10 protein-coding genes are annotated in these 13,637 nt (G+C 38.8%); 8 read left to right on the forward strand and 2 right to left on the reverse strand.

Annotated elements, in window-relative coordinates:
* Positions 1-357 precede the first annotated feature (357 nt).
* Positions 358-828: a DUF5662 family protein gene (locus tag MKY44_RS30750; protein ID WP_341010332.1), complete on the reverse strand. Its 471-nt coding sequence runs from the start codon at positions 826-828 to the stop codon at positions 358-360.
* 570 nt (positions 829-1,398) lie between these two features.
* On the opposite strand from MKY44_RS30750, the gene MKY44_RS30755 reads away from it, so the two are divergent.
* The 6 genes from MKY44_RS30755 to MKY44_RS30780 all read left to right on the forward strand — a co-directional run bounded on the left by MKY44_RS30755 (position 1,399) and on the right by MKY44_RS30780 (position 10,971).
* Positions 1,399-2,376 carry a DnaA N-terminal domain-containing protein gene (locus tag MKY44_RS30755; RefSeq protein WP_341010334.1) on the forward strand — a complete coding sequence of 326 codons (978 nt, stop codon included), beginning with the start codon at positions 1,399-1,401 and terminating at the stop codon, positions 2,374-2,376.
* A gap of 661 nt (positions 2,377-3,037) precedes the next feature.
* Positions 3,038-3,334: a hypothetical protein gene (locus tag MKY44_RS30760; protein WP_249913367.1), complete on the forward strand. Its 297-nt coding sequence runs from the start codon at positions 3,038-3,040 to the stop codon at positions 3,332-3,334.
* A 413-nt stretch (positions 3,335-3,747) separates the two neighbouring features.
* Positions 3,748-8,076, forward strand: coding sequence for an S-layer homology domain-containing protein (locus MKY44_RS30765; RefSeq protein WP_341010336.1), 4,329 nt, complete (start codon positions 3,748-3,750; stop codon positions 8,074-8,076).
* 1,275 nt (positions 8,077-9,351) lie between these two features.
* Positions 9,352-9,576, forward strand: coding sequence for a type II toxin-antitoxin system HicA family toxin (locus MKY44_RS30770; protein ID WP_341010337.1), 225 nt, complete (start codon positions 9,352-9,354; stop codon positions 9,574-9,576).
* An 85-nt stretch (positions 9,577-9,661) separates the two neighbouring features.
* The gene (locus tag MKY44_RS30775) at positions 9,662-9,988 is read left to right on the forward strand and encodes a type II toxin-antitoxin system HicB family antitoxin (RefSeq protein ID WP_341010339.1); all 327 of its coding nucleotides are present in this window, start codon (positions 9,662-9,664) and stop codon (positions 9,986-9,988) included.
* A gap of 377 nt (positions 9,989-10,365) precedes the next feature.
* Positions 10,366-10,971, forward strand: a complete 606-nt coding sequence (locus MKY44_RS30780; RefSeq protein ID WP_341010340.1) for a hypothetical protein — start codon at positions 10,366-10,368, stop codon at positions 10,969-10,971.
* Between the two features lie 8 nt (positions 10,972-10,979).
* On the opposite strand, the gene MKY44_RS30785 is transcribed toward MKY44_RS30780, so the two are convergent.
* The gene (locus MKY44_RS30785) at positions 10,980-11,198 is read right to left on the reverse strand and encodes a hypothetical protein (protein WP_341010342.1); all 219 of its coding nucleotides are present in this window, start codon (positions 11,196-11,198) and stop codon (positions 10,980-10,982) included.
* Positions 11,199-12,071: 873 nt separating this feature from the next.
* On the opposite strand from MKY44_RS30785, the gene MKY44_RS30790 reads away from it, so the two are divergent.
* Together MKY44_RS30790 and MKY44_RS30795 are read left to right on the forward strand one after the other, a co-directional pair.
* Complete coding sequence (locus MKY44_RS30790) at positions 12,072-12,836, forward strand: ParA family protein (RefSeq protein ID WP_341010344.1); 765 nt, start codon at positions 12,072-12,074, stop codon at positions 12,834-12,836.
* Position 12,837: 1 nt separating this feature from the next.
* Positions 12,838-13,083 carry a hypothetical protein gene (locus MKY44_RS30795; RefSeq protein ID WP_341010534.1) on the forward strand — a complete coding sequence of 82 codons (246 nt, stop codon included), beginning with the start codon at positions 12,838-12,840 and terminating at the stop codon, positions 13,081-13,083.
* Positions 13,084-13,637 lie beyond the last annotated feature (554 nt).

Consider the following 13,637-nt stretch of genomic DNA (forward strand, 5'->3'; position numbering starts at 1 on the left):
GTAATGCGTAAATTATATGCTTAATTCTCATAAATAATCATATTATTTTGCTGTTTTAAGTAAATATTATATAAAATATGTAATTATTTAATCATTATATGCGTATAAATATCACAATATTTGCGTTGTCATACAATATATATACTTTAAATCATAAAATTTGTGACTATATTACATACTTCATACAGTGAAAAAATACTTGGATGTAGAAAAACACGCCCTGATTCTCGGCGTGTTTATAATTCGTTTGTATCTCTTTTTCACCTTGCTACATGAAGAATAAATTCTCGATCATTTTTTTGCATGTATTACTTCGGGCCTGTGATCCTACATATCTTCTTTATGATCTCTTCTGATCTATGTATCAAAATGTGCTGTCGTATTGATCAATATCTGAACTAATTCGTCTGAATAACCGAAGCGCTTCTTATTCTCCAATATAGAATGAACAATATCACCGTCCCCGTGTTCCCGGCATGCCGCAAGCCAATCACAAAACATTTCAACGATATCTAGTAGGTCCATCCCAGCAACACCGTTTTCGTAATGTTGCGGGTGATGCGAATTCATCGTGTAGTGATGATCAAGCGCAATTTTTACCTTTTTCAAATGCGCTTCGTACTCGGTACTACCGAACTTATATCGTTTATACTCTGCTGTATTCTGGTGCAGAATGCTTTTTTCCGGTTCTTCAAGTTTGGATTTGTCATGATCGACGGATCGCGAATTCAGTAGAGTGGCAAATGTTTGCATATGTCCCTGTACATTTGCAATATGCGCATGAGTGTCTCTTAAATAATCCTGTTCCGTATACGTATTTTTTGTCATTTCCCTTATAATCCTTTCACCGTCTGATCCATCGTTAATCGGTTGATGTCTATCCTCAAGTATAACAAATATACACTGAATCGCAACATAAATTTCGTTAAAAACGTTGTTGGATCAATTGTTTTATAATCATTTAATCAATATTCAAACTTATTCTAATCTATAAATATATAAAAAGCCCATACGGAGTCCGTATGGGCTTTTTATATGTAATTCAAGAAACAGATTGTCGTTGTATAATATTATTTAACAAAAATGAGATCTAATTCCGATAATATAAAATAGGGATTCTGACCTATTGTGAATGATTACTTTGCGTAAAAGTTATCCAAAGCTTGGTATTAATAAGTTGAGTTCGCAAATGTTAGAAACTGTGGTAATATGATGAACAATAAGGAAAGAGCCACTCCCCTTCGCAATAGGGAGTGGCTCCGGCGATGATAATCGCTATGCTCACCAACCTTAAAGACGACTAAATCCAAAGGAAGGGAGAACATATTCATTCAGTAATATAGTTACGGTAAGTATAGCGGATAAATCGCCCCTTTGTCAATTTGGGAGGGCATTTCCGTGAAACAACACAGCAATGAAAATGTCACCTATTTCCGTTATGTAGCTACGGCAGAAAAGGTGTCTCGTACGAGAAAACGCGAGGATCAAACGATTGAGGATCTCGTGACAGTAAACAAAAAAATCTATTTCACTGCAAGCGAAGTTGCTGCATTCAATCTGGAAGGATTCGGAAAATCTTTAATCGCAAGATCCGGTAATAAAACAATTATCGAGAATTATATCTTAGATTATTGGCAACCCATACTCGGGTTTCAAGCTACAATGGTATACATCAATTATCATCGTATGTGTATCAACAACGACATGCCGTTTCGATCAATCGATAACATGGCTGAAATGATGGGCATCAGCCGTCAGACACTTACGAAGTACCTGGACATCTTGGAATCACACGCCTTTGTAATGCGGTTTTGGGCAGAAAGTAAAAAGAAATCCGGCATGAATGATGCCACGCGAGTCAAAGTAAGAGCAAGTATACCACTGCTCAGTGAAGATTTGGTTGCGCAGTTACCCGATTCTATTCGGGAAAGTCACAATGCTTATATTTTAAGTTTGAGTGAGTCATACGACATAGAACTTGCAGAAAGCGTTCCAGAAGTATCTCCGGTTGCAATGATCGAGAATCAAGGTTTCGAACGCAAACCCCATCCCGCTGTAATTGGATCTGGTATCAAAGAATACATAGAGAGAAAAAGTGAAGAGGCAAAAGAAACTCGGACCGTCGAAGAAACTCGTCTGTGGGAAGAAGTTTGCTCGTTCATTAAGACAAAGATTACTTTACCGTCTTATCAAACATGGTTCGGAGAAACCTATCTACTTATTCGAGAAGGTAAGATCATCATCGTCACCAGTCACGAGCTTGCGAGAGACTGGCTGAACAGAAGTTACATGGATTTAATAGAACATGCCATCACGCTATACTCCGGAATGAAACGTCCCATCATCATCAAAACAGCAGATCAAATCATGTTATAACAAGAAAGCGGGAGCAATATTCCCGCTTTTTTTTATTTTCTACATTTATCTTCCTCGTATTCTTCTATATTTTTGTTATGTTAAAAAATTTAACATAACAAATCTGTGGATAGTTTTTACTTGGTTAAAAATTTTAACATAAGCTTTGGTTAAAAAATTTAACGTAAGGAATTCCGTTTGGTTAAAATTTTTAACACTAGTTATCCACAGAAATCGTTTGGTTAAAATTTTTAACTAAACAAAAACCGAATTCATTTGGTTAAAAATTTCAACCCCCCTAGTTAAAATTTTTAACACAAAGAAGTACTTCTTTAAGAAATACTTTAAAAGAACTCCTTCTAATGCTGCGCTCTTGTATCGAGTAGTACACGGTATTCTCCCTCAAACGATCAGACATGCAATAAAAATCAGACAGAACATTCTTTAAAGCAAACTTCACGACTTTTAAACGTTTTGGAGTTTCTTTGATATTCCATTCAACCTTAGGTAAAGGTCCTCGCTAAACAATACACTTGCCTTTCTGGCTTTTCTTTTTTACGATTACAATATATTCAAGTAATTTCAGTTACTACACCTGAAGGTTACAAACCTCCCCTGCTAAAACACGCCCATTCATTCGGCGAATACACTCGGCTGACGCCGAAAGGAGAACATATACCAAATGGAACCTATTTCTTATCCTCTGATTCACAAAGGCTATAAAAATGAAAATACGTACATTGTTACAAAAACTGAAACGGAAGGTCAGTTCAACATCTATCAGTTGTTTGACGAGTATACCGATTATGCGACAGCATCCGATATCCGTGCAGCGGATACGTCACTCAAAGGTGTTCCAGACGAAGAAATTATTGTCGCTATTCCAGGTGAAAACATAAATGCTTTTCTAATCATGAATCACATTGATATTCATGAGATCGAATCCTTCAAACTGACTCTGGACGAAGACCCATTGTAAATTCAAAAAAAGCCAGTCGAGATAACACGGACTAGCTGATCCTCTCTCCCACCCTATCGAGAACCGTTCACTGATTTTTCTGTGAGCGGTTCTTTTTAATATCAAGAACTAGATGTAAAGAAATTAGGTCTCAAGACCATAGGACTTTAGCTTGATCGATGAACTTAAAGTAGGCATGTCGTATTAACTAAATTCAACAAATGTCTTGGCTACTTACCTGAAAAGTATTATAATATGTTGGTCAGTCAATGAATTGATGTGTTAATTCCATGCACATAGTTTATTTTTTTTTGTCATTCTGTTGGGCCTATGGTCCTAATGAAATTACGATCGAAAGGAGTTTTGTGACAATACCATATGCGTTTAGCTTTATAAGTTTGGTGTAGAAATAAAAATGGCGAGGAGATTTACATATGCCTAAAGGTAAGTTTAGTAAGGTATTGTCTGTAGTTTTATCAGCAAGTATGTTAGTTGGAGGTTTGCCGCTGTTTGGTGGAGGTAAAGCAAGTGCTGAGACCGGGTCTACTAGAGTATTGGATAACCTTATCCAGCTAAATTCTGATGGAGGTTACTTGGTGACGTCTACCGGTGGTTACGCTTCCTGGGGTAGATCTATCGCTGGGTACGATAAAGCTTCCGAAAATCCTGAAGGAGAAGGAAAACTCAAGCGCCCCATAGTTCAAATGACCTCAGATTCTAAAACAACTTATGTGCAAGATACATCTGGAGAGATCTACTATTGGGGTGCTGACAAACTTCAAGTAGGCAGTAGCTACAATGATGTTCAGTACCCAGAAAAAGTTACAGATCTTTCTGATGTTGATCAGATACAAACATATGCTCGAAGTAACCTAGCGAGAAAGAACGGGGACTTGTATCTTTGGGGAGCACTATCCTACAATGTTTACCCTGCAAAATACAATACATCTACACCTACCAAAATAGAGTTGCCGGAGAGAGTTAAAAAAGCTCAGTTTGCTTCTAATAAGACGTTAATTCTGCTAGAGTCTGGAGAATTGGGATACATAAATTCTAATACTCCAACATTCACTTCTCTGGGCCAAGGGAAATTTAAAGATTTCTGGTCAGGGTGGGAATTCACTGTTGCACTGAACGAGCAAGACAAGTTAGTTGTTTGGAGGAATGCAGATAGTCTGCCAACTTACAGGGAACTGACGAATACTCCTACAGATATTAAGCAGGTCTCTATGGGTAAGGACCATTTTTTAGTCCTTAGAGAAACCGGAAATGTTCTGTCTTATGGTAAAAATCATTTTCAATATAAACAACTAGGATCTACAACAAACCTTGAGACCACACAAGCCACAAATCTCTTGGTAGAGGCGGATAGGATTCCCGAGAATATTGTATATGTATCTGCGGGGGAAGAAACTAGCTTAGTTGTGGATGAGGATGGAAACGCCTATGTCTGGGGGTACAATGCTGTAGGTAACCTAGGCTTGGGACATAAAAACACTGTGGGGATTCCTACACTAAACCCTAGTTTAACTGTGTATACAAAAGCGGCTCGACCTATTATAAGCAAGCCTTCAAATGTTATTGCAACTACAACTGACAGTAGTATAGCCCTCAGTTGGGACGCTGTTGAAGGTGCAAAAAGTTACACTGTAACTGTCAATGGTACTCTGGCCTATAATGGAATATCACCTAAGTTTACTTACACTTCAGGAGTTGCTGGTACTTCTTATTCGGTTGCAGTGTGGGCAAATAGCAGTATTGGAACACAGAGCGATAAGGTACGTTTAAATGTAAGAACTAAAGAAGAGCAGTCGAAGCTACCTGCACCGATCAATTTTGGTACGAACGTAATTAATAAAAATTCATTAGTTACTTCATGGAATCCGGTAGTGGGAGCAGACAAGTACACTTTAGTCATCAACGGAGAAGTAGCGTATAGTGGTGGCCCGGAAAGTACTTCACAAATTTTCCATGATATGCTCCCTAATACAACTTACGTTGTAGAAGTGTTTGCCTCTAGAAATGGAGTTGATGGTGAGAGAGCGATTTCTTCCTCAACCACTCCCGAAGCTGAGATTAAGTTTGAAGCTCCAGGGACTCCAACAGTGAATAGCACAGAAGCGGGTAATGTTAAGATCAGTTGGAATGCAACAAGCGGCGCCTTGGTTTATAAGGTATTCCGTAATGGAGTAGAAGTTGGCTCGGTTAGCAGCCCTTCTTACACGGATAAAAACGCTGTAGAGGGTGAGGCTTATCTGTACACAGTCAGAGCTTTTGACGGTGTTAAAACGAGTGAGTCTTCGCCTTTCGTTTTAGTGACAGTAACTGAAAAAGTAACTGTTCCTAAAGCCCCATCCAATCCTATGAACTTCAAAGTAGTGTCGGACGAGCACTCAGTTACAACAACTTGGGATGCCGCTACAGGTGCTACAGAGTATAAATTAGTCATCAATGGAATTGAGGTTTACAGAGGTCCTAACCTGACTTATACGTATTCCAACCTTCCAGAAAAAACTGAATATCGCGTTGAAATCACGGCTATTAATGCTTTTGGTGAGAGTGGAACACAGCTTTTCACTATTAAAACAAAAGATCCAAAGAAACTGCCTGCTGCTAAGAATCCTAAAGCAGAAACTACGCATAACGAGGCATCCATCTCTTGGGATGCAGTAGATGGCGCAACAAGTTACTGGGTTAAGATTAATAATAACTTTGTATACGAAGGAACAGATACATTCTTCACTGCAAAGGGCTTGGGTGATGATCGTCCCTACACCGTTTATATTTACGCAGAAGCTAAGTCCTCAACAGGTAAAATTGAGGGTGAACCTGCTACCCTGTTTATCGTAACGAAGAAAATACCGGTAGTGTTGGACAAACCGGCTAATCTGGTTGCGAATCCAAAAGCAACTTATGTTAAGTTGACTTGGAACGCTGTTGCAGGCGCCACTGAGTATATCGTCAAACAAGGGCAATCCATTGTCTACCAAGGTCCATTAACTGTATTTACAGACGTGGAATTGGAGAGCGGCACAACTTATGATTACACAGTTGTAGCTAGTAATGGCACAGCAAAAAGTGAAGAAGCAACCGTAAGTGCCACTACACTAGTTAATCAACTGCCTTATCCTGTGAATCTTCGTATTACTAATCTGGAGTGGAATTACATCCGCCTTGATTGGGATGCGGTAGAAGGTGCAGATGAATATTTGATTACCCGGAATGGTATGTCTATCGGAGTTCCTATGGGCACATGGTGGGATGAAGATTTGGAAGATATTATGCCTGGCGCTACCTACACTTATAAAGTAGCTGCTTATAAAGGCGGCGTGTTAGGTAAAGAAGCAGTCAAAGTTGTAACGATTCCAACAGAGCCAATTGAGGGCCAAGCACCTGAGGGTAACTTGGTTATCAAAGCAAACCGTGTTGAACATAGCAGAGTAGGTCTAAGTTGGACGACTGTGGCTGGGGCTACGTATTATGATGTGTATCAAGATGGTGAAAACCTGGTGTATCATGGGCCGCTGAATACAATCACTGATCCTAACGTGGGACCACAAGAGCAACACACTTATAAGGTGGTTGCGGGTAACCAGTGGGGAACATTGGATTCTAATGTGATTGATATTACAACGCCTGCAGCTCCACAAAGCATTGTCATTGCACCATCTAAACCAATGGAAGGTACAATCACTTTCAATTATAAAATTGTTGAAGGAGCCGTAATGTATGTTGAACGGAACCCACAAACAAAAGCAACTCCTGTAGGAGACGGTACGTATCACGTAACTTATTACAATAGCGCAACGGGTGAGACTAGAGACGAAGGTATTGAAACCCCTGTAAATGGGATGTTGCAATTCAGTGAAACGGGTGTTGACCCTGGTAAAAACTATCACTATGATATCATCGCGGTTATCCTTAAAGCCGATGGTACTGAAGAGGTAGTTGCTAAAGAGGAAGTTAGTGTAATTACACCCGCTGATGGTAGTGGTGTTACTGTTCCTGGAACAATTGTAGATCCAACAAATCCAGGGACTGGTGGAACTACACCTACAACGCCTCCTTCCCCTCCTGTTACAGGTGGTGGAAACACTGGAGGTTCATCGAGTGGTGGAACTACAACTCAGCCAACCGTAGATGACAAAGATTCTGTACCAGGAACTGTAGTGGTTCCAGGCACGGACGATGGAACGGTAACCGTTCCAACAGCACCAGAAACAAACTTCTCTGATATTTCAGGAAACTTTGCTGAAGAAGCAATCAAGAACTTGACTGCTTCTGGTGTATTGAAAGGTTATGCGGACGGCACATTTGGTCCAAATAAAAAGATCACTCGTGCAGAGTTTGCAATTATGGCCAAACGTGCATTAGGTTATACAAATTCTAATTCTTATGTACAAGAGTTCAAAGATTTTAAACAAAACGCTTGGTACGCTGAAGAACTCTTGACAGCGTTGGATTCTGGAATAACTAAAGGATTTACAGACGGAACGTATCGTCCGGATGTATTCATTCCAAGAGAGCAAGCAGCAGTGATGATCGCTAACGTCTTGGAGAAAAACAACTTAGACACAGACGTTAATGAGAAGATCTTCATGGATGATAGAGATATCATAGAGTGGGCAAAGACTTCTGTGTATCTGTTGAAAACCCATAAGATAGTCGAAGGTCAAAACAACCTCTTCTATCCGAAACGTGAAATCACTCGTGCAGAAGCAGCAGTGATGATCGACAGAATGCTAAACCTTTTGAACAAATAGATCTGACCAAAACACCGAGGGATATTCTCTCGGTGTTTTTTTATTATTGGAATGTGTAATTTTTGTCGTATTAAATGTGATAAAAGTAAATCGAATACACAACATATTATGTTGTAGTGAAATAAATCATATATTATATAAAAATTTCACATACCATATGGAATTAATCAAATTATATGATAAAATCAAATCATTTTGTGTGAGGTTTAAGTGGTTCGCATATATTTTATGTCATTTATAAAACATATTCTGTGTCAATTTTGATGAAATATCGACAACTTGAGTAGTACAGCCTATTTGAGTGCGAAAGTCTTCCTCATGATGAACGGCTACAAAGAAATTGAGCTCCGTCTGTTAGCCGATTGACTGGAAGATAATTCACCAGAAAAACCTTTTCCTGATCCACTGTATATATATGAAAGGAAAATTTTGCTGTAGCCCTTCCCCTTTTGACTTAACGTGCTATAAACCAGTATGCGAACCTGCATGACTGGTTTATTTTTTACTCTCCTAAAGCGATGAAAACGAATCGCCGATCTCTACCAATACATAAAACGAAATTCAAGCTATCGTTACCGCTCAGGCTGCTCTACACGCTCACGTCGCTCGACTCTATGCACAGTAGTAAATACGTTGGTAGTCCGTAAGATGCACCTATTAGAATGCTGAGGGCTCTTGGCGATAAAATAGCCGGCGAGCACGCATTTTCTGAAGAAATTTAAAAGACGTCGCTTACAGCGACCGATAAATAATTTGTAATAAAGATCTTTTCTTAAAACATCAGTGTTCAAACACAATTATGTGTGCCGCTACGGGCCCCAACTAGCAGGAAGCGACTATTTATGGTTACTCGCTACGACGCTCATCTGATCGTATAGCAAAGTCAGCCTGGACACCTGAAACGATCGGAAGTCACCATACCGAGGAGTGAACCGTCCTTAACGCTCTTATCGCTCGACACTCTAGATCATCCCTCGAAATCGCCGTTGGCACACCAATTGCCTCTAAGGCAACAAGATCACTTTGGTTACAAGTTATCTGCGCACGTTTCTTGATACCTATATGGACGAAAGCCGTCACACACCTCGGAGAAGCAGCCCCTTCCTATTTGACTTTAACGGTGCGAAAACAAGAACATCCCCCCTATTCAGCGCCATTAATGCACGTTACGCAACAGATTTTAATTGAAGCTTTATGTATTAAATCAATATTTAAGTATCAGCAACATCTTGTGAAATAGTACTATATACAGTACTATAAATTTGGAGGTGAGACATGGCTAGGATAGAAAAATTGGTCCAAAAAATGAAATACCGCCCGAGTGGAATCCAATATGATGAAATTGCCAAGGTACTCCGGCATCACGGTTATGGATTAGTGAGAAGCAACGGCTCGCACTTTCATTTCCGAAACCAAGCAGGAGACTTGATTACTATCAAAAAGGAACAACCACTAAAGGCGGCATACGTCAAAGACGTACTGGACCGGATTGGGGAGTGACAGCTCCCCTCTCCTTAAACCCCATCATATCCTAGCCTAATTACTAATGGCAAATCATAGTCAAAAGAAGGATTTAGCTTACTACATGGCCCTCCCGTATACGATACAAATCAGACCGGTAAAGGACGAGAGCGGTGATTATTTCTTCGCATCTATTGCGGAACTGGATGGTTGTCAGAGTAACGGAGATACCTTTGCCGAAGCGTATGAAAGTCTACTGGAAGCTATGGAGGGATATCTGACAGTAAAGCTGGAATATGGTGACGTTATCCCTGAGCCGATCGGTGAGGATGAGTACAGCGGTAAATTTAATCTTCGGGTACCTCGTAGCCTACATCGGCAATTGGTCGAACGGGCAGCAGCGGAGAATGTTTCCTTGAATCAATACTGCCTGTACAAGTTGAGTAGATAAACCATAAAAGGTATTCGCTAAATTAGAAATTAGCGAATACCTTTTTTTAGAATTTCAAGGTTGTGGAGCTACATTTATTTTGAACAATCAAGGTAACACCTCAGGGTAGCCCAAATAAGGGGCTTACACTCTTACAAGGGTTGATTATAGATATTGAGAAAGCCTATTTCGATAACATTCCTCAAGAAGTGATGCTGAATTTTCATGCTTTCAAATATTAAAAGGGCTGCCTACAAGGCTGCCCTTTTTCTGAATATGTATCAACATAAGGCTTGGTTAGAGCCAAGTAATGATTTTAAGACAATAAGAATCTTAGTTTACAAGCTCTAAGGCGGTAAATAAATAGAGAAAATAAAATTAAAAAAGGGGCATTTCATATGAATCAGAAAAATCCAGCAATCATTCCGCTTAAAAGAGGACAAGTACATTTCCAGGATATTATCAAGCTTGAGGAAGGACAACTTAGCAAAATCGTAGCAATATCTGTTACACGTACTCAAAAAGAGTGGCTACACAAGGATACAAATGGATTAAAGGTTATTTTGACACCAGAACAGAAAAGAGCAGTTCTGGATTTCAAAAATAAAGTTGTTGAGGATGTAACTGCAAAACAGTTAATCGAAGAAGATTACCTTCGCTTCCCTCCTCATGCAATTAAGCGTCTTAATTATAGACTTCATAATCAGCATCCAGATGATATTCCGACGTCAGAAGAATTAATTAGACTGGCACAGGCTGTTATTGATTCGGCAGAAGTAAAAGATGCCCAGTGGAAAGGAAGAGGTAACCTTTCGTACCAGTTTCTTTCAACCTATGATGCCAAGGTTATTTTAATGTCGTTAGTATTTACAGATGCCGTTCTTGTCATTACTATTGTCGTCCCAAAAGAGGGACCACCAAAAAAAGAGTTTGGATTCAATCTTGGTGAAATAATGACATATCGTCGTCATGAAAAACGTAAAAGCAGCCCATTTCAAAAATAGGCTGCTTTTTAAAGAGGAGAATGGTAATCGTTATAATCAAACTTTTTGATGCCGTTCTGTCTCATATATTCATAAATGGAGCCTAGATTAGCCTGCACGCTAGACCGAACAGTGTAGTCTAATCCTGTTATGGCTATATCCTCTTTGACATGAGGAACATTAGTAATGCAAAACTCTCCTTTGAACTTTACGTCCAATGGAACTTCAACAAATTCCCGTTTCATCATGGCTTTTTTCCTCTCAAGGAGTGGGTGCATAAACTCACGCCCCTTCTTGTTACTAAGTTTATTCAGAAATACTACAGAGTATACTCTCAGATCGCCCGTTTCTTAATGCCTAATTCAGGTATCCACTTAATGATTAATTAAATTTAGCACAGTAAAAATTAACTTGTCAATATTGTCGGCACTAGGAACATTTGGCTCATAGCTATACAGGTAAGATTAAAGGAGAACTGGAGCGTAAGCTCGCTACATTGGCAACGGTGTTCCCTGCCGGGGTGACCATAATCACCGTATTTACCGATCCTTTTGCTGCCTACAGCTTAATAAGAAGGCTCTGATGTAGAACATCAGAGCTTTTTTTGTGAAAGGGACATGTTCTTTGATACAATTCCATGAAGAATTAGTTACCTGAATGACCAACCAGTATTGCGGACGTTAGTATAGAGATGCTTCAGCAGTTTTATAAACAGGATCTACTCCCTTGTACATCTCTGGCGTAGCGACTAATACTACTGGTTCGCTATATTCTATTATTAGCCTTCGAATGCTTGATACTGTAGATTCTACGGTGCTATCGTATTATACTAAGCTCCACGAGTTAGGATATCAATGAGTGCTTAAACGCAATTATATCTTGATCTGTAAAGGTTCCATGGTCTTTTCGTCTTTCATATACACATAACCAGCACTTATTAAACTTCTGGCATTATTGTTGATCGTAAAGTGACCACTTTTCAATATTGTGGCAGCTGGACCGTTCTGCAATCAACATTTTGTTATAGTCATTTAATTATATTAAATGTATACGTTTATGTTTACGTATACGTAAGTGAGTGGTATACTCATTATATTCGATGATTGGGAGGGTATACTTTTATGGTTAAAGTTATCTCATTTGGAATACAAAAAGGTGGTTCAAGTAAAACTACTACCTCTGGAATTGTGGCTCATATTCTTAGCCAAGAATATGACAAAAAAGTTCTTGCTGTTGATCTTGATTCTCAGGGAAATCTTACTGAATTATTGACGCAACAAGATATATATAATTTTCATGAAAGAACAGTTTTCGAAGCTCTAAAGGAAAAAGATGCTCGTAACTATGTACATAAGGTAAGCGAAAATTTAGATCTTCTTACAGCAGAAGATCATTTAGCTCGTTTCCCGTCATGGTTGTATGAATCATATCGTGGTAATAGATCACTTGTCCTGAAGGAAACACTTGAGACGGTGAAGAGTGATTATGATTATATTATCATTGATACTCCCCCTGCTTTAGGTGATCAGACTATTAATGCTTTGGCTGCATCTGATGCAGTTGTTGCAATGTTCGAAGCAAGCAAATTTTGCTATTCAGCAATTGGTCGTTTTTTAGAAACAGCCATTCATGTTCAAGAACTGGTCAACAAGGATATGAAGATTGCCGGCATACTACGTTCACTCATAGATTCAAGAAGAACCGATAACAAAGCTCTTATTGAGCTTATCGAGGAAGAATACGGAGATTTATGCTTTGAAACTATAATGACCCGTACAGCTGCTATAGGACGATTATCTATTAATGGCTTCATAGATAATCCTGAATTAAACCAAGGCTTGAAGTTATACAGAGAATTTGTTAAGGAGCTGATTCAACGTGTCTAGGATGGATGAATTGAAAAATAAGATTAGAAGTTCTGGTAGTATCAGTGTTCATCAAGAACTTATTGATACTTCTCATGAAAAGCCAAAAACAATTACTAAAAAAAAGAAATTTGAAGAGTTGCATACAAGGGATACTGTTTGGATAGAGAATGATTTAAAACAGAAACTAGATAATCAGAGTGCCGAAAATGGCAGAGGTGAAAAAACTAGAATTATTAATGAAGCTTTGAGACAATACTTCAGATAATAACAGCATATTTACGATTACGTATACGTATATGTATACGTATGTGAATTTGCTCCACCCCCAGATGAAACTCGCTGGGTTTTTTTTTGCCATCATCTAAACACTCATTTCACACTCATTCAGAGGTGTAGCGCTCGCCAAAGTAATTGTAGATTTTTGAATACTTTTGTATGTTACAACATTAACTTTTTTAGCCCACTTATTTAACAATTCCTCAACGTAGCATAGTTAGCCTTACTTCTCCCCTCTCCCCTCTATTAAAAGAGTTAATAGCGTGGCCGTTATGACTGTGCACTTTTTCATGAAAATGTCTCGTGAGTAAAATTCTAATGAGATTTTATTATCGTTATCTTGAGAGCATTGGAATCCCCTATCTGATATTACTTTTCATGAACGTTTACGTTTACATAAACGTAAACGTTTTTTTGTTTTGAGTAGTTATTATTTGAATTGAAATGCTCACCCTATCTTGTGGTTAGACTCCATAGGATCAACTCGACTTTGTTTCAAGTATAAAAATATATCCCTTATCAATCTTACATACGTTTACGTAA

Origin of the sequence: Paenibacillus sp. FSL R7-0026, from assembly GCF_038004485.1 — a bacterium.
GTDB lineage: Bacteria > Bacillota > Bacilli > Paenibacillales > Paenibacillaceae > Paenibacillus > Paenibacillus xylanexedens_A.